This is a genomic window from Legionella sainthelensi (genome assembly GCF_900637685.1).
In the GTDB taxonomy this organism is placed as follows: domain Bacteria; phylum Pseudomonadota; class Gammaproteobacteria; order Legionellales; family Legionellaceae; genus Legionella; species Legionella sainthelensi.
Window position 1 is genome coordinate 446,990 of record NZ_LR134388.1, and the last position, 22,069, is coordinate 469,058.

The window sequence follows — 22,069 nt, forward strand, 5'->3', positions numbered from 1 at the left end:
ATAATTATTACATACACACAGCTCTCAAGGTATACGATCCTGAATAAGTGACTTGGGCTTTGGTACCGGTATCTGCGGTAAATGAGATTTGTTGCAAATTTTGAATGGTCCACACCATAAAATCACCTTGTTTAAATGTGGTGCCATTGAATACACCTTGTCCACTGATGATATTGATTCTGAGATTGTTTGTGTTTGAAGCAACATGGATTTCACATCGCATCGCTATTCTAGTATTGGGATTGGTTAAAATAGTGGGTTTATTAGGTTCAAGTATTATTTCGATAGGAGTCGAAACTGCAGAAAAAAGGGAGTTGCTCATTAAAGTAAAGATAAGAAATAATAATCTGTTTCTTAAGTGCTGCATAACCGTCCTATTTATTTGCATTAAATGAGCGTCATTATTGCGTAAAAAGGTTCATTCAAAAAGGATAATATAAAGCAACACATAACTTTTTTAAACCCAGTAGTATCTTATTTTGAGCTATGCTTAGTGAGTGGATCGATATGAGTGGTATAGAAAATTGTGATTTAGTAGCGGTGGATTAACCCAATATTGTGGTCTAAATTATTTAGGGAGAGTAGCAAAAGATGAGCTATTTTAATGTAAAAGACCCAGTATGTGAGACTAAAAGCTGCACGAAGCCGATAAAAATGGAACTTATTCCACGGACAGTTGATCTTGGTGGGTTTGAAGTCGGACGGGTACTGCCATCAAAAGAAAAAAGAACAGTGGGACCATTTGTTTTTTGGGATCAGGCAGGTCCTAATGAACTTCTGTCGGGTAAAGGCCTCGATGTACGACCTCATCCGCATATTGGTTTGTCCACGATGACTTATTTATTTTCTGGAAGGTTGGAGCATAGAGACACACTTGGGAGCCATCAACTTATTGTTCCTGGTGATGTTAATTTGATGACTGCTGGAAGAGGAATTGCCCATTCAGAACGCACACCACATCAAGATCGCTTTTATCCCCATCCTTTTTTTGGTATTCAGTGTTGGTTGGCCTTACCACTTACTAAGGAAGACGTAAGCCCGTCATTTACACATTATGACAAAAGTATTATTCCTACCAATAATGACAGTAAAAATATGAGCCTTCGCGTTGTTGCTGGCGAATGGGACGGGATAAAATCGCCTGTTTTCACGTTAAATGATGCTCTTTTTGTGGAGTGTCAGCTTAAGGCAAATGCGGCATTGATTATTCCTAAGACGATTGAGGAACGGGCGATTTTTATTTTGCAGGGTAAAATCATCATTGATAACACTTCTTATCCTTGTGTCAAAATGCTTATTCTCAAAACGGATACGGAAATTAAAGTAACTGCTGCTGATGATACTCATATTATTATTCTTGGTGGCACTGCGCTTGAAACACGACGCTACGTGTGGTGGAATTTTGTGGCCAGTTCTAAAGAACGAATCGAGCAAGCTAAGTTTGACTGGAAAACAGGAAAATTTGGAAAAATACCTGGAGATGAGGATGAATTCATCCCTTTGCCTGTATAAGCTGGTTTTATGAGGCAGTTCTGAGTTTGTTAAAAATTGAATGATATAAAAGGATCTTAAAATGGGTAAATTAACTCAAGAAACACAATACTTAGAAGATGGAAGCATCAAAACTAAATTAACAGGTTATGATCTTCTGAATAACTCTCGGTTAAACAAAGGGACTGCATTTACAAATAGTGAAAGAGATCTATTTGCGTTACACGGTTTATTACCACCCCAAGTGAGTACGTTGGAAGACCAACAAAAAAGACGTCATGCAGGGTTGCTCGAATTGCCGACTCCCTTAGAGAAATATAGTTTTTTGCGTGATCTTCAAGATAATAACGAAACATTGTTTTATTCCTTGATGGTTCACAATATTGAAGAAATGCTGCCTATTGTCTATACCCCAACTGTTGGAGAGGGTTGTCAAAAATTCAGTGAGATTTTTCGTAAAGCGCGGGGGCTTTTTCTAAGTTATCCTAATAAAGATCTGATCGAGAAAATTATCTCTCATCCACGTTATGATTTAATTAAATGTATCGTCGTAAGCGATGGTGAACGCATTCTTGGTCTTGGTGATCAGGGGGCTGGTGGTATGGGGATTCCCATTGGTAAAATGGCCCTTTATACGGCATTGGCTGGTATTCCTCCACAATATTGTTTACCGATTCTTTTGGATGTAGGTACAGATAATGAAGAAAGATTGGCAGATCCTCTCTACGTGGGTTGGAAGCACCATCGTATTCGTGGGGCTGAATATGATGAGTTTGTTGATGCATTTGTTTCTGCGGTTAAACGTCGTTGGCCCAATGTACTTTTGCAGTGGGAAGATTTTGCTGGAGCAAACGCAACTCGTTTGCTGGGACGTTATCGTAATCAACTTTGTACCTTTAATGATGATATCCAGGGTACTGCTGCTATGGCAACAGGCACTCTTCTTTCAGCAATTAATGTAACAGGGATTCCGTTAAAAGATCAGAAAATCGTTTTTCTCGGTTTTGGAGGAACAGGTCATGGTATCGCCCAATTGATTCATGCCGCTTTAAAAGATGGAGGTTTGAGCGATCAAGAGGCGAGCAAACGGATCTATGCCGTAGACCGATATGGCTTACTTGTGGAAGGGGGAAAGGGATTAAGTCCGGAGCAGGAGTTATTTGCGCGTAAGCGTTCTGAGGTAGAAGAGTGGCAAGTTAGTAACCCCATGGAAATAGATTTGCTTGATGTTGTTCGCAATGTAAAACCTACAGCACTCATAGGTGTTTCCACCCAGAAAGGTGCTTTTACTGAAGAAGTAGTCCGAACGATGGCAAAATATACAGAACGCCCGGTGATTTTTCCTCTCTCCAATCCTACATGGCATAGTGAGGCAGTGCCACAAGATCTATTTAATTGGACGGATGGTCGTGCATTGGTAGGAACTGGGAGTCCTTTCGAACCGGTGACCTTTAAGGGAAAAAAGTTTCTTATTGATCAAACAAATAACTCATATATTTTTCCAGGTTTAGCTTTAGGTATTATTTCTTCTCAAGCAAAAAGAGTCTCTGATGGGATGATTAAAGCGGCTGCGCTCGCTCTTGCCGGTTGCTCACCAGCAAGGAATGATAAGACGGCAAATCTGTTACCTCCCTTAGCGAATCTTCGGTCAATCAGCCTTGATGTGGCAAGAGCTGTGGGGACGCAGGCAATATTGGAAAATCTTGCGGGGATTAAGGAATCTGAATTAGAAAAGGAGCTTGCTGCTAATATTTGGGAGCCAGTTTATAAACTGTACACGCTTGCAGGGTAAGTCCTTAAAATTTTTAGTACCTTGGAACTCACATTGCCCTATCCCGTAAAAAGAATTTCAATAATAGAGCGGGATGGTGCTGATGCCTATTGTGCTGCGCTAATAACCGAGTAAGTTTCTTATCCGCTCAATATAATCCTTCAGTGGTGTTTGTAGGATAAAATTCTTCAATGGTGTTTCAATTTTAAAATATAAAATATTGGCTAAAAAAGCATAACAACAAGCATCCACAGAGTGAATTTTGTCTCCAAATAGATACAGATTATTTTGTAAAAGAAAATCAATTGATTGTAAATCATCAATTCCAGAGTGGTATATTTCTTCTTTGGAATATCTCCCTATACCCTGATAATAGTATTTTTCAATATTGTATTTCCTTACTGTTTCAAGTGTTGATTCTGATAATTCAGGTAATTGAGTTAAAAATGCCGTTTTGAATAAAGGCCAAAATTGTTCATCTTGCCAGCGAGAATAAGACATAACCCAATACAAATGATTATCTAACATTCTAGTGATTAAAAAATGAGTGTTCCTTTGTTTTTCAGTTAAATTTTTATCTAAGCTAATGTATTTTTGGGAAAGATAATTAAGAATAACGTTACTGTCAGCAATAATTGTTCCATTATCTTCGATGTATGGTAATTGTTTTCTTGGTGCATTTTGGGTATTAATGATGTGCTCGTGCTGATAATCTATTTTAGTTAATCTAAGAAAAGTATCGACTTTTAGACCGAAAGGATTATTGTCAGGAACACCAAAAAGCTCCGGATAAGAATATAAAATGATCATTGAAAGTCTCCGAAAAATAGTCTTAACCTCTGCATATAATAGCTGTCTTGAACATATTCTGTAGCAACATCAATCCGGATCTCTGTTGATATCCAGAGGCTGGCTGGTATAAATCCAAGTCGTTGATGAGTCATCCAAATTATAGCTTAAACTGACATTGTATTTGGGCATAAACCCAGTATTTTTTCAATTAAATCAACCTTAGTTTTTCTAAGGGGGCTATTACTTAATATTTGGTTAATAATTTCTCAGTATCATGTCAATTTAACTTTGACAGAGTAAATAATCTTGAGGGGGTGAGTTGATGACTATTTCGTTAAGTACAACAAGCCAAGAATTGATTTTCAAGTTGAGTCAGATCGACAAAAATTTTACTCAAATATTTAAACAAAAAACGGCAATTGATAGAGCTTCTTTATTGAAATGGCTTGAACAATCGCACTCGGTCACTGGGAGTGATGAGGTATTTTTTTTAATTGCATCGTTACAGACATCCTTGTTAAAAGACCTAAAGGAATCCTTAAATAATTCTTTAACGAAAAAAGAAAAGCCTAAAAAAAATAGCACCCTTTCAAAAGCAAAATTAGGGTTATTAGCTCTTGCGGGAACCATTTATTTTGGTTGTGAAGGTTTTGATGGTGTTACCGCGATTATGGGGATGTTTTCCTTTGTCCCTACTCTCGTTTTTTTTGTAGCAGGGACGTTATTTTCAATACTCTCCGTAATTGTATTTTACAGTTTTGATTTAGTTGAAATTTCTAAAAATTTGGGCGTCAAATCTTCTGATGCGCCAAAGTTGCTTGATGTTTTGCTGGATGAATTTAAACAAATAAAATTAATTCGTGCGCGCCTTTCAAAATCGGCTTCTAAAACATGGCAAGAACTTGAACAAGACCTTGCGATTGCAAAAATGTTATTAAAAAGACATGAAGACTTAAATGAAGCACGCTCCCAACTGAAGTTAGCATTAGAAAATCCTTATCTAAAGGCCGGAAAAATGATAACTGCAGGGCTTGCAGGAATTATTTTTTTTAGTGGTGGTTTTTTTGCAGGCCAAGCTGTTGCTTTGACCATCGCCGGGGCATTTTTACCGGTAGTAGCAGCTACAGCTTGGCCAATTATTGCTGTGGGTGTTGTTGTCGGTTTAGCTGCATTTAGTATTTATTGGTTTGTTGAGCGTCCTGGAATTGAAAACCTGATTCGTCGTTGGAAAGGATTAGACAAGGAAAAAATGGATCAATTATGTAAATCGAGTGTTGTGGATCGAGAGACAGAAAAATTGCAAAATGTAATTCAAGGAATTGAAGAAAAGATTGAATTGCACCGTATTAATAAAACCGCCCAATCGCAAGTGCAGACACTAGTAGAGGAAGTCTCTCGTTTAAAGCAACAATTAGTACAAAAAAACACACACAAAATTCAGTTTCATGTAGCTCAAGCTGGTAATGATGAACTCATTATGGATAAGCAACGCATGAGCGTTAAGAAGTTGAATCATATTCAAGAAAGAAATTTATCACTACATGCCCAATATTCTCTTTTTAAATCAAAAGAAATTAAGCCAGCTACAGAAAATGTGACTCCTGAAAAGATACAGGCGCATAAAACTCTTTAAAACGGTTATGAAATTCTATTGACTGTAAAATCCCTGGCTCTCTAAGTGTCGCGCTTTATGCGCGACGTGCCGATTTTATTTTGCACTATCTGTTCTTATTCTCTTGGCTGCTTGATGCGGTCTCTCTTTAATAGGTTTAATTTTCGAATATTTACAAATTTTCGAAAATAATTAATACTATGCTCAGTTTTTAAATGAAGCATAATAAAAATGATACGTATTCGTGAAAAACAATCAAAAGCAAGCATCGTTTTAGAAAAACTTCGTCAAGATCTTGTGAGTGGTTATTATAGTCCAGGTCAAAAGCTGCAAATGGAGCAGTTAAAAACAAGATATAATGTGGGATACAGTCCGTTAAGAGAGGCATTATCTCGATTAGTTGCGAATGGGTTCGTTAATCTAGAAGAGTTATGCGGTTTTTCTGTTCCTCTGCTGTCTCTAGAAGAATTATATGATCTCTATGCTTTGAGAATGGAGCTTGAAGCTCGGGCCTTAGAATTGTCAATGGTGCATGGCGATGCATTCTGGGAAGCTGAAGTGATTTCTTGTTGGCATCGCTATGCCAAATATCTTGATTCTCAGGCAGTAAATCCATTGGATCCAATAGAATGGAATGAGTTTCAAAAAGAATTTACTTTTACTTTGATCAAAGCCTGCCAGTCTCCTTGGTTACTTAAAATTCAAGACATGCTTTATGACCATTCTGCTCGTTATCGTTTTTTATGTATGGGATTTCACCACAATAATAAAAAAGTACTGGCAGAATTTAAACAAGAAAATGAGGACCTCGTGGCTGCTGTTTTAGCGAGAAATAAGGAACAAGTCATTGCGCTTTCCCAAATTGGCTGGCAAAACTCGCTTGAGCTTATGGCAGATCGTTTAAGGATAAAAATTACGGAGCAAATCAATGAGCGAAAATAAGAAAAATTATCTACTTATTCCATCGGTGCCTACACCGAATGGGCGCTTACATTTAGGACATATTGGGGGCCCTTTTCTAAGTGTTGACATTCTTGCTCGATACCTACGTACTCGTGGACATTGTGCCTGGATAATTTCTGGTACTGATAGCTATGAATCTTATGCAGCCGGGAAAGCTGAAGAAGAGAATAAAAGCCCAGAAGAAATAGGAAACTACTATCATCCATTAATCGCAGAAGATCTAAAGTTAATGAATATCGAAGTAGACCAATTCATTAATCCTCTGGCAGTACAGTGGAGTTTTTCTTATCAAGAGTGGCATGAGAAGATTTTTCAACAACTTTTAAATAATAAGTCAACATCCGTATTAAAGGAAAATATCCCTTGGAATGAAGAGAACAAACGTTATTTGACAGGCTATTGGTTGCATGGAAACTGTCCTGTTTGTTTTAACAGCACCACAAGTTATTTTTGTGAAAATTGCGGCGCACATTTTCGTCCGGAAGAAATAATCCAAGAAAATAATACCCCACAAAAAGCGGTAGAAAATATTTTTTTACACCTTCCTCATCAAGTGGATTTGCGGTCCAAAGGAATAAATGAATATATAGAAATGATGTTCGAAAACTATAGAATGCAACAAAATAATTTGTTTCGTCTAACAACTCATTGCGATTGGGGATTATCTGATCCTACTCATACGAATCATGATAGGACATTATTTAGTTATGGTTTTATATTTGCTTATTTTTTAATGTTTGGAGAACTTTCCGGGAAGTTAATGGGCATCAATAAAAATGCATTTGCACATGATGCAGATGTAGTTACTATTTGTAGTTTTGGTATTGATAATGCTTTGCCATTTTTAAGTAGTGTATTGGGAATTAGTCACGGATGCCCGCAATATAAGTCTTTTGATTATTACCTTGTTAATTATTTTTACTATCTTGAAGGCAGCAAATTTTCAACAAGTCGGCAACATATGATAGGTGTTGAGGATGCAATCCATAGAAAAAAACTCTCTAGCGATATAATTCGACTTTATCTTTCCTCTTTAGATGTTCGTCATCAAACAGGTAATTTTGTGATCAATGATTTTGTTTCTTATTACAATAAAACCAGTGATTGGATTGAAACATTCATCATTCAGGGAATAGAGCACTTAGCTGATGTGAAATCCTACTTTTGTGATGAATATTTAAAAACACAACTTTATGAGTTATTCGCGATTCAAGCAAATTCATTACAACCGAATTGCTTTTTACCCCATATGGCAGTTCATTCTATTGATGATTGGCTCTTATTAGGTAAAGGATTGAATCAGAAATCAGGTAATTACTTTTGGTGGTTAAAAGGATTGACTGTATTTATCTATCCATACATGCCCGAGTTAGGACAAACACTTTGGGGTGGTTTAGGATATGAGGATTTACCGGTGATGAATGATTTTTTTGTTCCCCCAACTCGTTCTTTACAAAAATTTAAACTGAGAATCCAGCACATTCATCAAGAGTTTCGAATATTCAAGGAGGAAGCCAATTATGAACCAAACGCATCATAATAAAATTTCCGATTTACTTGGCGTGGGCATTGGTCCATTTAACTTAAGTGTTGCCGCGTTACTGTCCACAACGGAAGCGATTTCCAGTATTTTTTTTGATGAGAATGAAGAGTTTGTCTGGCATCCAGGAATGCTTTTTTCTCATGCAGAAATCCAAGTCAGTTATTTAAATGATCTCGTTACTCTGGTTGATCCTACTAACCCGTATTCGTTTATTGCTTATTTAGCCAAGCATAAAAGATTGTATCGTTTTATTAATGCCCAATTTAAAAATATATTAAGAACAGAGTTTAGCCACTATTTAAATTGGGTAAGTAATTCGTTACCTAACTTATTTTTTAAAGAACAGGTTGAAGATATTAGTTTTAATCAATCGCATTTCGTGATGAGTACGAACCGAAGAACGATCCGAGGCAAGCATCTTTTATTGGGTAATGGGTTACAGGCAAAAATCCCTACTTGCGTAAAGAATTATATGGATAAAACTGTAGTGCATAATAAAGATTTTTTATTAAAACCGATGCATTGGCAGGGTAAAAGGGTCGCTATTGTTGGAGGTGGACAAAGTGGTGCTGAAATAGTCCATCATATTTTGTCTCAAGAAAATCAGCTGCCATTGGAATTGAATTGGATTTCAAGGCGAAGTCAATTGTTACCCATGGACACATCCTCATTTGTAAATGAGTTTTTTACACCAAATTATATGGAGTATTTTTTTCATCTACCTAAGAAGGAAAAAACCGTTTTATTACAGGAACAACTACTTGCTAGTGATGGTATTTCTTTTCATTTATTAAAAGCGATTTATCAAAAACTGTATAGTTTAGAGTTTTTGGAAAATAAGGGGCGATTTTTTAATTTTTGGCCTCGACATGAATTAATCCATATGAATAGGGAAGCTGATGGGCATCAGCTGTTGTTGCGTGATCTATCTACCATGGAAAGAAAATATATTCCCGCAGACATTGTGATTCTCTGTACGGGTTATCAATGGAGTTTTCCTTCTTATCTTTCTGCCCTTGCTGACAAGATACCCTTAGAGAATGGAAGGTTTTGTGTCAATCAGGATTTTTCTATTCTCTGGGATGGCCCTAGACAAAATCGCATTTATGTCCAAAATTCTGCCGCTCAGTCTCATGGAATTGCTGAACCAAATTTAAGTGTTATGGCATGGAGAAGCGCAAAAATTATTAATAGCATTGCCCAATTACCCATTTATGATCTAGAAAACGAAAGTACTGTATTAGATTGGGGGCGAAAATTATCTCATAACCATGAGGAGCAAAAATATGTCTCAATGGCTTGATTTAAAAAAAAGCAAAGGCGATCTGGCGATGTTTTTTTCAAATTCCAAAAACATAGCTCCTGGTGTCAATGTGCATCCTATTAATTTCACCTTATCTCGTGTGCCAGCTCCTTTTCATACTACTTATTTTGAGGTCTTAAGTCAGTGTGAAACGCCATTGGATTCGCATCAAGAAAATGAAATTTGGATCGTTTTACAAGGGTGTGGCATTTTAAATTATGAGGGATCGTGCCATTACATTAGTGCACATGATATTTTTTACTTTGCGGCGTTTAAAAAACATCAAGTGAAAAACCCTGGCAATGAGTTGCTTCTTATTTGCTCCATTTATTGGTAAGAGCTCATAGAATATTTTTGCTTCAGTAAGAGGAAGGTTTCATGAATCAATATACGGTTAGAGGATTACAATCTAATGATAAAAGGAGTTGGTTACGACTGTGGCAAGAATATTTAGAATTTTATCATGTGTTTTTGCTTCCTGCTGTAACGGATAATACCTTGGGTAAGCTGCTCTCAAATGATGGACATATGAGGTGTATTGTTTGCTGCGACGCCCAAGATGTTCCTGTAGGATTTCTGACATTAATACTCCATTTAAGTACCTGGAGTATCGCTCCAGAATGTTATGTACATGATTTATACGTTAACCCCGCTCATAGGAACAAAGGTGTGGCAAAAATGCTTATGGATGAATTAAAGCAAATGAGCAAGTTTCAAAAATGGAGTAAGATTTATTGGCTAACTCAGATTAGCAATAATACCGCGCAAAATTTTTACAATAAAATTGGAACGAGCGAACCTTGGATTGTCTATGTGATGTCAGAATCACCCGTGGCTATTTAGAGCCAATATTGAGAAATGATACAAGAGTTGATGAATCCAAAGACAAAATGGATGTTTCTCAACTCTGTACTGGACAAAAAACCCTATGGAGTGGTTCTCCAAGCTGGATCAGGAATTAATTGATTAATAATATGTCTAAACTCTTTGATTTTATTATTTTTGTAGTTTGGTCTGGTTATTAAATCTCTAATAAGATCCAATCCATATCGAAAGAAACTATACTGAGGCCGTTTTTGCTTTCGGATTTTTTAATGGGAATGGCTTTTCTAATAGCTCGCCATTCACCTACTTTGTGGGCCCATGCAAAGGCGATGGCAAGAAAGGCAATGATTTTTTCAATACGTATTATTTGAGTCACATGCGTTTCCTCAAATCGAAACCCACGTCCTTTTAAAGATTGAAACAAAGATTCAATTTCCCAGCGGCGCAAATAACATGCAATTGCATTTTTGGGATGTTGGTTTGTTACAACAATCAAGAGCTCTTCCCGAGAATTTTTACTCCCGGCCAAGTAAAGCGGTTGTCCGAATAAATGTACTCTCATGCCAAAAACCTGCTGTTGAAAAGGCTGAAGATGTGAAAATAGCTGGGCGGAGGTTTTAAATTTTTTACGTCTAATACAGATATCCATATTCCCTTTGATGCGTAAATAAAAGGGAATATTCTCTTCAATCAGCCATCCAATGAGCGTCTTATTAGTAAATTCTCTATCAGCCAGAACACCTTGTATACGTTCTTTGCCGAAGAGATTGATAAATCGCGAGATAAGAGCAATTTGTTCCTTTGCTGTCGTGTTGCCTGCTTTGTTTAATAGAGTCCAAAATAGTGGGATAGCAATCCCTTCATAGCAGACAGAAAGCATAAATATGTTTATTTTCGCTTTACCAAAAAACCAATTCGTTCGGTCAATGCTAATATACAGTTTCTCGTTATTTGTAAAAAACAAATAGAATAACCACCGCGCTATTGATGTAAAATCAAATGTATAACCAGAAAAAAAACGATAAATTCGTTTATAGCGCGAATCAATCTCCGTTTCAGATGGCATGCTTACCGCAATTTCTCTGAAATTTATCGTCCGACAGATAAATAAGCCAACTAATGCTTGAGCAAAAAAATCAATTCGTGACTTGTGCCAATTTAATTGCTGCTTTAATATCAACTTCAACTCGCTGATTTCATTCATGTATAACTCCTTTTTCGCGAATCGAAGTATACTTATTTAGTTTGATATCAGCGAGTTACCTTGCCTTCCTTCTGTATTCCCCTTTATTCCTTAATTTTTTGTCCAGTACAGAGGTTTCTCAAAAGTGTTTAAACTTGCATAAGATTCACTTAATTTTTATCAGTTATACTCTCTTTAATTTTATCTCCATCCGGTTTTTATATGGAAACCAATGAGCATAAAGATGCGGGTGATAAAATACGCATCGAAACTTTAAAAAATCCTTATTTGCAAGGCAGTAAAAGTTTAGCAACCGGTAGCAGCAATAATTTGCGGCTTAGAATCATGCAAAAAATTGATGATGTTCCGGTTCCTCTTGACTTAGAATTAAGTGCGGGTGACGTGATTGCTTTGGCAGGTGATTATTATACTAAACCAGGATGGTGGTCGGAATTGAGAATCCCGAACAAAGGTGGAGATAACCTCGAAGAAAATGATCAATTACTTAATGCGCCTGTTACTTCTATTGAAACGCATGCTTTTAGACAGGCCTATGATAATCTGGCCTCACCTTCGGTAACCCAACAGACTATTCATCGTATTTTCGCAATCGATGAATCACGATTTATCCCTGGTCTATTAAAACAATTGCTTTATACGATTAGTGTAAAAGATTATGGTACCAAGTTATCGAGCAATGAAGATCATTTTTCACCATGGTCACTTCGTGGATACATTGTTGGACATTATTCTGCTTTGCGTATGGCTGAAATAGCTTTTTACTGCCATAAAATTGCTCAAGGTGAAATTGGCAAGGAGAATGAACAAATCCCTAAAAATGTTCGTAGTACATTGACTCATGTATTGAAAAAGATTGAAAAAGATCCAAATAAATATGCGCTTCCAGAAAAAAATGAGAAGGAAATACTTTCTGAATTAGGACATCGTTACCATGCTTTGGCGGTTGCTCGTGATTTATTTGCCATGCATTTTTATTCCGATCATTTTGCGGGTGGTCATCTGAGCCGTTTGGGGAAGATGAGAGAGCAATTGCCTCAGCAATTTGGGGTATGGGGGAGTATTCTTGTCAATAACATGCATAATGAAGACAATGAAAAAGGGGTGATGGTTACTAATTCCTTCCAGCCCCCTCATCCGGAAGAAGGCCACTTCCAGATGCTTAGGGAAGATTGCAAAGCTTATGGCGATGGAACTTACTTTAATCATGGAAATGATGAAAATAGAAACTTGCTAATTAATGGCATGGATAACTCTTTAGGGGATATTGCACGTTTGCTGATAACTGGTGAAAGACGACGATCATTGGAATATGGTGGAATAACTTTTTTGCCCGCCATTGATTACAGTAAACGTCAAACGCAGCCTTTATTTATTTTAGGTCCCGATCGGCACATTTATTTTCGCTCCAATTTACGACACATTAAGATGTTATCTCCCAGCGAATATGAAAAAACAACCCAAGATCCGAGCCATCATGGTTATGAAAAATTAACTCCTTGGAAAGCATTTCTCTTGGTGCTTAAGCTTAGAATGCTTGCCCCTTTCTATAGATCTGAAGTGGAGCTTCTGACGCAAAAAAGAGGCCATGAAATTCAAGAGGATGAACAGCTTTGTACCGATAAAATACGCTGTCAACTGCTCCTAAGAAAGCAATCCAATATGAGTGCGGTACCTTCTTTTGACGCTAAGTCTTCTGCCGTACCTTTAAAGGTAGGCCAATGGCGCCAAAACGCTATTCCGATCCATGCTATTATTGCAGAACATGGCTTATTAGCGCAGGGAAACAAAAAACAACTTCTTGAAAAGCCTAAGGAGATTTCTCATCCAATGGACTTAAAACCTACTTCCCTTTTTTAGCTTTAATCACTACTATAAAAATTCAGCGGTTCTATTATTTGATCTAAATGCAAGTTTGATTTTTAAAAAGAACAAGGAAACTTTATCATGCATGATATCATGAAACCGGCTCTATTTAATGCTCAGTTAATCAGAAGCTTAGGAGCTACTACCTACCAAGGAGCGGAAATAGGAGAGTGTCTTGCCATAGCAAGTCAAATAGAACCTGGTAATAAAGAAAGCTGGTATTCACATTGGATTGCATTTGCTGACAAGAATTATAATCTGGCTGAAAGGTATCGTAACCAAGGACTTTGTTTTGACGCGAAATTGGCTTTTTTACGCGCTTGTACTTATTACCGAACCGCATTTTTTTTCCTAGAAGATGAGCCTACGGATCCCCGGATTGAACACGCATTACAATACAGCATTCAATCATTCCATCAGGCGCTTGAGTTTTTTGAAACCCCTGTAGAAGTAGTAGAAATTCCCTTTGCAAATGCTAAGTTGCCTGGTTATCTTTATCTGCATGAATCTTCTTCGAATCATCCCAGGCCCATTCTAATTGATACTGGAGGTGGGGATGGTACTAAAGAAGAATGCTATGGCACTGCTACTGAAGCATTAAAACGAGGATTTCATTGCTTAACTTTTGAAGGCCCTGGTCAAGGCAGTATATTGCGTTTCAATAAAATACCTTTTATTCCCAATTGGGAGCAAGTGATTGCTGCCGTTGTTGATTTTATTATCAGCCGCCCTGAAATCGATCCCAGTAAAATTTTCCTAATAGGTCGGAGCTTTGGTGGCTATCTCGCTGCGCGTGCAGTAACCCAAGAAACACGAATTGCCGCTTGTATTGTGGATCCAGGTATATTTGATGCGAGTGCTAATCTAGAAACAAAATTTAATTCGTTTAGGACACAATTTCCAGATTTAAAAAATGCTTCTTTAGAGCACGCTTTAATTCATCTTATGAAATCTGATGACAATTTACGATTCATGTTAGAAAGTAGGAAGTGGCGGTTTGGTGCTAAAACTATTGAGGAAATGCTCCATAAAACACGTGCCTACACATTAAAGGGCTTAGTTGAAAAGATTCAATGTCCCATGCTGGTTTGTGATAATACTTTAGAATACATCACCTTAGGACAGGCAAAAAAACTCTATGATCAGCTACAGTGTAAAAAAGAATATATTCTTTTTGATGCTAAAGAAGGGACAGGAGGTCATTGTGAACCACTCGCCCCGCGATTATTTAGCGCAAAAATCTATGCTTGGCTCAACAAATTGTAAATTGTATTCAAATGATAAAATGAACGATACAAATTGATGCAAGTCAGCACAATATAGGATGATAATATGGATTTGCAGTCGTTAATTACGTTGGATAAGCAAGCGGTACTCACTCAATTAAATAGTTCATTGGATGGTTTAACTCATTTAGAGGTACAAAAAAGGCAAGCGTTATCTGGATTTAATGAAATTGCTCAACGTCCTTATCGTCTCCTTATTTTAGAAGCAATTTCACATTCAACTAATCCGCTTGTTGCTATTTTGTTGATTGCAGCCGTGGTGTCGGCCTTTACTGGAAATGTTGTTAGTTCAATGATTATCATTATTATGGTTATAATGAGTATTGGCCTCGATTATTTCCAAAGCCATCGTTCACTTGTTGCCATCAAAAAGCTACAGCGACATATTGCTTCGACTGCAAATGTATTACGAGATCAACAATGGAACGAAATACCCTGTCGTGAATTAGTTCCAGGAGATATTATCCGTCTTATCGCTGGTGATTTGATACCCGCGGATGCTTTACTATTAAAAGCTAAAGATTTACATGTTCAACAAGCCGCTCTTACTGGCGAATCTTTGCCTGTAGAAAAAGAGGCGATTTATGAAAATAACACTTCTCAAAATATAGAAGATGCTCCAAATGCTGTTTTTTCAGGCTCGTCGGTAGTTAGCGGCACAGCAACAGCGATTGTAGTAGCAACCGGACAAGACACACAATTTGGCAATATCATAAAAGTATTTGCTAAAGTTGCGCCTCATACTGAGTTTGAAAAAGGCATTACACGCTTTGGTTTGTTCATCATGAAAGTAGTGTTCTTTCTTGTGATCTTTGTATTTGCCGTTAATATTTATCTGAAACGCTCTTTACTTGAATCACTCTTATTTGCTGTCGCTTTAGCAGTTGGACTTACACCCGAGTTATTGCCGATGATTACTACCGTGACTCTTGCGGCGGGGGCTGTGCATATGGCTAGAAAAAAAGTAATCGTCAAAAATTTGTCTGCAATACAGAACTTTGGGAGTATTGATATTCTGTGTAGCGATAAAACAGGAACTTTGACTCGTGGCGAAATGATTTTAGAACAACATTTAGATCCCTTTGGTAATAAATCAGAAAATGTAATGTTATTGGCTTATTTAAACAGTCTTTTTGGCACGGAAATCCCCAATCCATTTAATCTTGCTGTATTAAAAAATATCAATCTTAACCCTTTAGATGCTGCAATCTTAAAACACGATCATCCTGATCTGCAGCCTTACCATAAAATCGATGAAATTCCTTTTGATTTTGAACGTCGTCGCTCAAGCGTTGTAGTGGATAAAGGAGGAACTCATATTCTAATTATTAAAGGTGCGCCAGAATACGTAATACGAGATTGTACTCATTATCATATAGAGAATGAAATTCATCTACTGGATGAACTATGGTGTCAAAAAATTGAGACTACATTTTTATCTTTAAGTAAGCAGGGGTATCGAACTTTGGCTGTTGCTTATCGTGAAATAGAGCCCAAGTCTTCCTATGCTGCGAGCGATGAAAAGGGGATGGTGTTAGCTGGATTTCTTGCTTTTTTTGATCCAGCGCTTAAAGATACTCCTGAAGTGATCAGAAAATTATTTAGAGAAGGTGTCACGATAAAAATTTTAACGGGAGATAATGACTTAGTGACACAGCATGTGTGTCAACAAGTAGGAATCGATTCCAGTCAAATTTTGACCGGAGATCAATTAGAGCATATTAGTGATATGGCATTGGGCGAAATTGCAGAAAAAGTAAATGTATTTGCACGCATTTCTCCGATGCAAAAACAACGAATTATTAGTGTCCTTCGTGGACGTGGGCATGTAGTGGGTTATATTGGAGATGGAATTAATGATGTTCCTTCATTGCATAGCGCAGATGTAGGAATTTCAGTTGCCGGTGCTGTAGATGTAGCACGTGAGGCGGCTGATATTATTTTATTGAAACGTCATTTAAGCGTATTGCTAAGTGGAATTCTTGAGGGGAGAAAATCATTTGGGAACGTGATGAAATATCTTATGATGGGAACCAGCTCAAATTTTGGTAACATGTTAAGTATGGCAGGGGCAATTCTTCTTTTGCCATTTTTACCGATGTTACCCACGCAAATTCTTTTAAATAATCTTCTTTATGATATTTCTCAAATAGTGATTCCAACGGATAATGTAGATCTTAGCTTTGCACGTAAACCGAAACATTGGGATATAACAATTATCCGCAAGTTTATGTTTTACATAGGCCCTATAAGCTCTATTTTTGATTTTATAACTTTTTTTGTCATGCTGAAGATTTTTGCTGCAACAGAGCCTCTCTTTCAAACCGGTTGGTTTGTTGAGTCATTAGCGACTCAAACGTTGGTTGTGTTTGTAATTCGTACTGCGAAAAGTCCTTGGAAAAGTAAACCAAGCACTCCCTTAATCATCATGGTATTATTTATTGTTTTTTTTGCAGCGATGTTACCTTTTACTCCAATTGCGAAATTTTTGGGATTTGTTCCTTTACCGCCCACGTATTTTCTATTTCTTATCACGGCCACAGTAACTTATTTATTTTTAGTGGAATTCATTAAAAAGAAGCTCATGTGGAAATGGATTGCGGCCAAATAAAATAATAATCCATTATCCCAATGGATTAGAAAATTTTTGCAAATAAAGGGTGCCAAGCTGATATGAAGCATAATCAGTTATATGTCCTACGTCACGATAAACAGGGATCCCGTTGATGTCTGCTTTACATTTTTCTTGTATGCATTGTACTTTTTTAGGATCCAAAATGATTAGTTGAGGGTATTTACTTTTCATTTTCTGAAACAATTGGCTCAGTCTTTGATCCGTTGTAAGTAAATTAAAATTACATTCAGCAGGATTATAAGGCTTTCTTAGTTTTATATGTTTAAAGAAACAGTCATGGAAGTTCTTTTGCATCTGCGCTGTCGCTTTAATTAATACGGGTTTTGCCCCGGATCTTAAAATTGTTGCAATTGCATTATCTAATGCGGTTTCTAGCCGTTTTTGGCCTAATGCTAATGAACGTTTATCTCCTAAATGATTTATGACACTTGCAGATAAATAATTTTCCCATAGTTGCCCAATAATCACATAATCATAATGATTTTTTTCAATCATTTGATAATATTTTTGTGTGAGTTCATAACAGGATTGGTAAATTTGATTTCTAAAATGCCACCAGTCATAAAGATAAATTCCTGGTAAGGTGACGCAGGATGATACGCCTTGCATTAATATGGTGATGTTTGCATTTTTTCCAATCACATCCATAAATCCCCAATAATGATTGGAAAAGGAATCACCAATCATTAAGGCTTTTTTACTGTCGCTTTTTTTAGAACCAACGAGACATTGCCAATTGATTTCTTGTTGCTTATCACTGATGCACTTAGGTCTTAGTTTACTTTCGTATTGTTCGAGTTGTTGATAAATAGAAGCTAATTCGCCATCAAAGCGATTAGGGAAACCCTTATTGATGTTGACAAAATAAGAAGCAAGATGAATAACTAATATTGGAATAAACACCAAATACACCAAAGTATAGGGTAAAGGGGTATGCCTTAAATGTCTTGCAGGTTGTTCAATATATTTCCAAGAGACGTATGCTAATACAAAGGTAAGTATATAGGAAAAAAGTTGGATAAAAGGAGTCTCTACAATGCCTTGATATCTCAAGAGTGAAAAAATAACCCAATGCCAAATGTATAGAGAGTAAGATAATAATCCTAAAAAGACTATAGGTTTAGTGGAAAGTAATTTGGTCAAAAAGCACTCGGGAAAAAATCTTCCTAAAGCAATAAGTACTCCTGTTGCAAGACACACCGCAAGCGCAAGTTCGTCAGGGTATCCGGTTAAAACTGGATTAAGATTTGCGATATAAAATAGCGAGAATAATGCAATACCGCCAAGGAGATTTAAGAGATATCGATGCAATGTAAGAGTAATTGCTGGAATCAACGCAATGCACGCCCCAATTAAAAATTCATAGATTCTACTTAGCAATAAATAATAGGTATGAGCTGGTAAGGATTTAGCATTATGTAATGAATAGAGAAAAGCAATTAAAGTAAGAGTGTATACGGAAACAGGCAAATATTTTTTAGGTATAAAGCGATATAAACCATAAATAAGGCAAGGTAGAAGCAAGTAACATTGCCATTCTATGGAAAGAGACCAGGTGTGTAATAGCGGAAGCTGGTGTGTCTCTGGTGAAAAATAACCCGTAGTGGTTTTGTCAAAAAATAAATTGGATAAAAATAGAGATGTTTTACGCGCGCTTTTGCTGTACTGCATTAAATCATCAGGTAAAAAGAATAATGCAGTTAATATCATTGTCAAAAAGAGTAAACAAACAAATACAGGTTGTAATCGCCATAGCCGGCGATTGTAAAAATTTAAAAAGGAAAAAGAATGATTATTGAGTGACTCATGAATAATACTGGTGATAAGAAAACCAGATATAACGAAAAAAACATCAACACCTATAAATCCGGAAGGAAAAAAGTGGAGGCCGCCGTGATAAATTAGGACCAGTATAATAGCAATGGCTCTTAGCCCATCAATATCGGGACGGTATTTCATTCATTCTCGAATAAAAAGGGTAATGCTATCATTTTGGTTATGCTTTATCTATATAACGTAGGTCCAATGTCAAGCCATTTCCATGCATTGGCGCCACGACACGAACGTTATTCCATATCAAACTGTTCTTCCAGTGAAAGCAAAGATGCTTCGCATTCAGGGACTTAGTTCGATATAAAAAATGACATTATTTTCTATCCCATACGCCCATTATATAATATAAATTAAGCTCCACCCGGGACAAAACATTTATTAATGGATAAAGTGAATACGATGCGTGTCTTTTTCGCAATTGTACCTTCAAAAGAAATGCGCCTGCATTTACTGACTATTTTGCAATCTCTAAAGCAAGAAGTGCCAGAAGATTATATTCGTTGGGTTGATATTGATAACTTGCATATAACGCTGCACTTTATAGGCCAATTTCGATTAAAAGATTTGGTTTTAGTGAGCAAAAAAGTATCAAATGCATTAAAAAATATTCCATGCTTCCAATTAAAATTAGGGCCGGTTGAATGGTTCCCTTCGTTACGACATCCTAAAGTTCTTTCTTTGATTGTCGAACCACATGATCTTTTAGCTCAATTTGTAAGTACTATTACTCAATCATTTCACTGTTTAAATTATCCCATTGAATCTCGACCCTTTCGTGGTCACATGACTTTAGCCAGGGTGCATAATTTTCAGCATGAGCAACAGAAATTATTACCGCAAATTAAATTAGGGCATATCCCGCTGATGACTGTTAACACGATTTATTTTATTGAAAGTAAACTAGGCCACGAACGATCCACATATACCACATTGACTGAGTTTCAATTACTTAAAAACTAGAACAGTATCATTATATTTTGTTGTTGGCTTTGGTTGTTTTACCCTGATTTACTCAAAAGATTGGTAAATTCCTACCAGGTCCGAGCTTGCAATAACGTGTCCGGTGATTGCATTCAACAATGCATCTCGGCTTGTGTCATCCTTTAAGTCTATTACGGTGTTTAATGCGTATAATTTAAAATGATAAGTGTGGGCCCCAAGAGGTGGGCAGGGACCACGATAACCTAATTCGCCCCAACTGTTTTTTGCAGTTGTAGCACCAGGAGGAATTGGGCTTCCAGCATCTAATCGGTGTATCGTTGGAGGAATATTAAATAAAATCCAATGGGTCCAAACCCCACCAGGAGCATCTGGATCATCAACGAGTAATACAAGTGATTTTGTTTTTGAAGGTACATTATGCCATGCTAACGGGGGTGATTGGTCCGCTCCTTTGCAGGTATATTGAACAGGGATTATTGAGTTCATTTGAAATGCTGAACTTTCAAGAGTTAGGCCGTTAGCAAAGCTTTTATATTGAATCATATACAGTAATAAAAATAGAGAGTATTTTTTCATTTTGTTGATTCCAATTTATCTTTAAAAAAGCTGATAATAAAGTGTAGCATTGAAATCACCTACCCGGATGATTTCACTTGAGTACTACTATAAGGATATTTATTAAAAGATAATTAAAGTAACTCAGGATCTGAACTAATAACAGCAATGCTGTGTTAAAAGAAGTGTTAAATAAAATGGTTCGGTGTTCTCTAAATTACGCAAAAGTAGGAATATAGATGGCAAAGGAATGTATTTTTGATTTAATTGCTGCGAAAAAAGAAAAAGCGTTTTTTGTTTTTGAAGACGAGAGTTTTATTGCATTCTTGGACTCTCGCCCATTATTTCCAGGCCATACTTTATTAGTACCTAAAGTACATGTTAAAACACTTTATGAATTACCTGAATCTTTGGTATCGTCTCTTTTTTTATTAACGCAAAAAATCGGTAAAGCAGTTGAAAATGCCATGGACGCTGCTGGAAGCTTTATTGCCATAAATAATACAATTAGCCAAAGTGTTCCTCATCTTCATATTCATATTGTACCAAGAAACAAGCACGATGGATTAAAGGGATTTTTTTGGCCTCGAACTCATTACGAGAACGAAGTACATGCATCTGAAATACAACAAAAAATCATACATCAGATAGAGATGACTTAAAGAGAGCAAGCCCCCCCAATTGTATCGTTGCCTTCGCTTTAAACTGGATAACACAATTCATCATTTGTACTCTCATAGTGGACTATTTTTCTTTCTACGGATTGGTTTTTTAGCCTGTGAGTCAGTTCTTTATTTTGATTAAAAGTGGTTACCCATTCTTTGATTTTTGCAACGAGCCATCTGTGTTTGCATATCACTTCACCTTGAGTATTTAATTCTTTTACAACAATGACTCTGGGTAATTTAAAAGGTAAAATTGTTTCATTTAAAACAAGTATGGCCAAAAATATACGCAGTGAATAAAAAGAAGGTTGAAAATCACCGCTTCTATGATTAATGCTTTTTAAAACACGACATTTTGAATTGGTAAATTTTATATTTCCAGCGGTGAGACATTTGGCCTTATTTTGAGATTCTCCAGTCATTTGGAAATGTTTAGGGGCACTAATACCTGGTTGGTTTTCTCGAGCAAACCATGCAACACCATGTGTATCAACTAAAAAACGTAAGATAGGTTCTTCTTTTCGTAAACGCTTTTCGGTGAGTAACTTTTCTAAAGTGGATAATGATTCAATAAAATGAGTGCATTCTTTATGATAAACTTTATTGATTAAATGATAAATAGAGATAAAGTCTGGGGCTGCTGAAAAGAAATCTTGATGCAGTTTAGAATAAAATAACATAAAAGTGTCTCTTGTTTCCTTGGGTAATGCAAATTGACCATCCTAAATTGTTGATAATTTTTTCATTCTTGCTTTACAAGGTCAATAGTATATTATTAATTCATGT

The 22,069-nt window shown here is 36.6% G+C and carries 19 protein-coding genes; 13 read left to right on the forward strand and 6 right to left on the reverse strand.

All coding sequences use genetic code 11. The features are described from left to right. Positions 1-7: 7 nt before the first annotated feature. Positions 8-367: a hypothetical protein gene (locus EL220_RS01905; RefSeq protein ID WP_027270958.1), complete on the reverse strand. Its 360-nt coding sequence runs from the start codon at positions 365-367 to the stop codon at positions 8-10. A 224-nt stretch (positions 368-591) separates the two neighbouring features. On the opposite strand from EL220_RS01905, the gene EL220_RS01910 reads away from it, so the two are divergent. Together EL220_RS01910 and EL220_RS01915 are read left to right on the forward strand one after the other, a co-directional pair. Next, positions 592-1,512: a pirin family protein gene (locus EL220_RS01910; protein WP_027270959.1), complete on the forward strand. Its 921-nt coding sequence runs from the start codon at positions 592-594 to the stop codon at positions 1,510-1,512. Between the two features lie 61 nt (positions 1,513-1,573). Continuing rightward, complete coding sequence (locus EL220_RS01915; RefSeq protein ID WP_027270960.1) at positions 1,574-3,283, forward strand: NAD-dependent malic enzyme; 1,710 nt, start codon at positions 1,574-1,576, stop codon at positions 3,281-3,283. A 99-nt stretch (positions 3,284-3,382) separates the two neighbouring features. On the opposite strand, the gene EL220_RS01920 is transcribed toward EL220_RS01915, so the two are convergent. Continuing rightward, positions 3,383-4,072: a glutathione S-transferase family protein gene (locus tag EL220_RS01920; RefSeq protein ID WP_027270961.1), complete on the reverse strand. Its 690-nt coding sequence runs from the start codon at positions 4,070-4,072 to the stop codon at positions 3,383-3,385. A 304-nt stretch (positions 4,073-4,376) separates the two neighbouring features. Between EL220_RS01920 and EL220_RS01925 the strand changes: the two genes are divergently transcribed. The 6 genes from EL220_RS01925 (at position 4,377) to EL220_RS01950 (ending at position 10,318) form a co-directional block, all read left to right on the forward strand. Continuing rightward, complete coding sequence (locus EL220_RS01925) at positions 4,377-5,687, forward strand: hypothetical protein (RefSeq protein WP_027270962.1); 1,311 nt, start codon at positions 4,377-4,379, stop codon at positions 5,685-5,687. Between the two features lie 210 nt (positions 5,688-5,897). Then, positions 5,898-6,608, forward strand: coding sequence for a GntR family transcriptional regulator (locus tag EL220_RS01930; protein ID WP_232002577.1), 711 nt, complete (start codon positions 5,898-5,900; stop codon positions 6,606-6,608). Continuing rightward, on the forward strand, positions 6,595-8,169 hold the full coding sequence (locus EL220_RS01935; RefSeq protein WP_027270963.1) for a methionine--tRNA ligase: 1,575 nt from the start codon (positions 6,595-6,597) through the stop codon (positions 8,167-8,169). Before EL220_RS01930 ends, EL220_RS01935 begins: the two co-directional genes overlap by 14 nt. Further along, the gene (locus EL220_RS01940; protein ID WP_027270964.1) at positions 8,150-9,475 is read left to right on the forward strand and encodes a lysine N(6)-hydroxylase/L-ornithine N(5)-oxygenase family protein; all 1,326 of its coding nucleotides are present in this window, start codon (positions 8,150-8,152) and stop codon (positions 9,473-9,475) included. The genes EL220_RS01935 and EL220_RS01940 overlap by 20 nt, the downstream gene beginning before the upstream one ends. Beyond that, complete coding sequence (locus EL220_RS01945; RefSeq protein WP_232002578.1) at positions 9,459-9,812, forward strand: cupin domain-containing protein; 354 nt, start codon at positions 9,459-9,461, stop codon at positions 9,810-9,812. Before EL220_RS01940 ends, EL220_RS01945 begins: the two co-directional genes overlap by 17 nt. 41 nt (positions 9,813-9,853) lie before the next feature. Further along, positions 9,854-10,318 carry a GNAT family N-acetyltransferase gene (locus EL220_RS01950; RefSeq protein WP_027270965.1) on the forward strand — a complete coding sequence of 155 codons (465 nt, stop codon included), beginning with the start codon at positions 9,854-9,856 and terminating at the stop codon, positions 10,316-10,318. 178 nt (positions 10,319-10,496) lie between these two features. Here the strand turns inward: EL220_RS01950 and EL220_RS01955 are convergent, their stop codons facing one another. Next, the gene (locus EL220_RS01955) at positions 10,497-11,504 is read right to left on the reverse strand and encodes an IS4 family transposase (protein WP_128130809.1); all 1,008 of its coding nucleotides are present in this window, start codon (positions 11,502-11,504) and stop codon (positions 10,497-10,499) included. Positions 11,505-11,705: 201 nt separating this feature from the next. On the opposite strand from EL220_RS01955, the gene EL220_RS01960 reads away from it, so the two are divergent. The 3 genes from EL220_RS01960 to mgtA all read left to right on the forward strand — a co-directional run bounded on the left by EL220_RS01960 (position 11,706) and on the right by mgtA (position 17,264). Next, positions 11,706-13,361: a hypothetical protein gene (locus tag EL220_RS01960; RefSeq protein ID WP_027272692.1), complete on the forward strand. Its 1,656-nt coding sequence runs from the start codon at positions 11,706-11,708 to the stop codon at positions 13,359-13,361. 87 nt (positions 13,362-13,448) lie between these two features. Beyond that, positions 13,449-14,633 carry an alpha/beta hydrolase family protein gene (locus tag EL220_RS01965; protein ID WP_027272691.1) on the forward strand — a complete coding sequence of 395 codons (1,185 nt, stop codon included), beginning with the start codon at positions 13,449-13,451 and terminating at the stop codon, positions 14,631-14,633. 66 nt (positions 14,634-14,699) lie between these two features. Continuing rightward, on the forward strand, positions 14,700-17,264 hold the full coding sequence (gene mgtA / locus EL220_RS01970; RefSeq protein WP_027272690.1) for a magnesium-translocating P-type ATPase: 2,565 nt from the start codon (positions 14,700-14,702) through the stop codon (positions 17,262-17,264). A gap of 12 nt (positions 17,265-17,276) precedes the next feature. On the opposite strand, the gene EL220_RS01975 is transcribed toward mgtA, so the two are convergent. Continuing rightward, positions 17,277-19,247 (reverse strand): acyltransferase family protein, encoded by a 1,971-nt coding sequence (locus EL220_RS01975; protein ID WP_027272689.1) that lies wholly within the window; start codon positions 19,245-19,247, stop codon positions 17,277-17,279. A gap of 255 nt (positions 19,248-19,502) precedes the next feature. Between EL220_RS01975 and thpR the strand changes: the two genes are divergently transcribed. Then, a complete protein-coding gene (gene thpR / locus EL220_RS01980; RefSeq protein WP_232002579.1) occupies positions 19,503-20,081 on the forward strand; it encodes an RNA 2',3'-cyclic phosphodiesterase in 579 nt (192 codons plus the stop codon). Between the two features lie 48 nt (positions 20,082-20,129). On the opposite strand, the gene EL220_RS01985 is transcribed toward thpR, so the two are convergent. After that, positions 20,130-20,639 (reverse strand): YbhB/YbcL family Raf kinase inhibitor-like protein, encoded by a 510-nt coding sequence (locus tag EL220_RS01985; RefSeq protein ID WP_027272687.1) that lies wholly within the window; start codon positions 20,637-20,639, stop codon positions 20,130-20,132. A gap of 218 nt (positions 20,640-20,857) precedes the next feature. Between EL220_RS01985 and EL220_RS01990 the strand changes: the two genes are divergently transcribed. After that, complete coding sequence (locus EL220_RS01990) at positions 20,858-21,280, forward strand: HIT family protein (RefSeq protein WP_027272686.1); 423 nt, start codon at positions 20,858-20,860, stop codon at positions 21,278-21,280. A gap of 38 nt (positions 21,281-21,318) precedes the next feature. On the opposite strand, the gene EL220_RS01995 is transcribed toward EL220_RS01990, so the two are convergent. Beyond that, positions 21,319-21,963: a hypothetical protein gene (locus tag EL220_RS01995; RefSeq protein ID WP_027272685.1), complete on the reverse strand. Its 645-nt coding sequence runs from the start codon at positions 21,961-21,963 to the stop codon at positions 21,319-21,321. Positions 21,964-22,069: the final 106 nt, after the last annotated feature.

Excerpts from the sequence above, each read along its gene's own strand:
- EL220_RS01920 (WP_027270961.1), bottom strand. The coding sequence starts at position 4,072 with ATGATCATTTTATATTCTTATCCGGAGCTTTTTGGTGTTCCTGACAAT.
- EL220_RS01950 (WP_027270965.1), top strand. The coding sequence starts at position 9,854 with ATGAATCAATATACGGTTAGAGGATTACAATCTAATGATAAAAGGAGT.
- EL220_RS01935 (WP_027270963.1), top strand. The coding sequence starts at position 6,595 with ATGAGCGAAAATAAGAAAAATTATCTACTTATTCCATCGGTGCCTACA.
- EL220_RS01990 (WP_027272686.1), top strand. The coding sequence starts at position 20,858 with ATGGCAAAGGAATGTATTTTTGATTTAATTGCTGCGAAAAAAGAAAAA.
- thpR (WP_232002579.1), top strand. The coding sequence starts at position 19,503 with ATGGATAAAGTGAATACGATGCGTGTCTTTTTCGCAATTGTACCTTCA.
- EL220_RS01995 (WP_027272685.1), bottom strand. The coding sequence starts at position 21,963 with ATGTTATTTTATTCTAAACTGCATCAAGATTTCTTTTCAGCAGCCCCA.
- EL220_RS01960 (WP_027272692.1), top strand. The coding sequence starts at position 11,706 with ATGGAAACCAATGAGCATAAAGATGCGGGTGATAAAATACGCATCGAA.
- EL220_RS01955 (WP_128130809.1), bottom strand. The coding sequence starts at position 11,504 with ATGAATGAAATCAGCGAGTTGAAGTTGATATTAAAGCAGCAATTAAAT.
- mgtA (WP_027272690.1), top strand. The coding sequence starts at position 14,700 with ATGGATTTGCAGTCGTTAATTACGTTGGATAAGCAAGCGGTACTCACT.
- EL220_RS01905 (WP_027270958.1), bottom strand. The coding sequence starts at position 367 with ATGCAGCACTTAAGAAACAGATTATTATTTCTTATCTTTACTTTAATG.
- EL220_RS01915 (WP_027270960.1), top strand. The coding sequence starts at position 1,574 with ATGGGTAAATTAACTCAAGAAACACAATACTTAGAAGATGGAAGCATC.
- EL220_RS01945 (WP_232002578.1), top strand. The coding sequence starts at position 9,459 with ATGTCTCAATGGCTTGATTTAAAAAAAAGCAAAGGCGATCTGGCGATG.
- EL220_RS01925 (WP_027270962.1), top strand. The coding sequence starts at position 4,377 with ATGACTATTTCGTTAAGTACAACAAGCCAAGAATTGATTTTCAAGTTG.
- EL220_RS01910 (WP_027270959.1), top strand. The coding sequence starts at position 592 with ATGAGCTATTTTAATGTAAAAGACCCAGTATGTGAGACTAAAAGCTGC.
- EL220_RS01975 (WP_027272689.1), bottom strand. The coding sequence starts at position 19,247 with ATGAAATACCGTCCCGATATTGATGGGCTAAGAGCCATTGCTATTATA.
- EL220_RS01930 (WP_232002577.1), top strand. The coding sequence starts at position 5,898 with ATGATACGTATTCGTGAAAAACAATCAAAAGCAAGCATCGTTTTAGAA.
- EL220_RS01985 (WP_027272687.1), bottom strand. The coding sequence starts at position 20,639 with ATGAAAAAATACTCTCTATTTTTATTACTGTATATGATTCAATATAAA.
- EL220_RS01940 (WP_027270964.1), top strand. The coding sequence starts at position 8,150 with ATGAACCAAACGCATCATAATAAAATTTCCGATTTACTTGGCGTGGGC.
- EL220_RS01965 (WP_027272691.1), top strand. The coding sequence starts at position 13,449 with ATGCATGATATCATGAAACCGGCTCTATTTAATGCTCAGTTAATCAGA.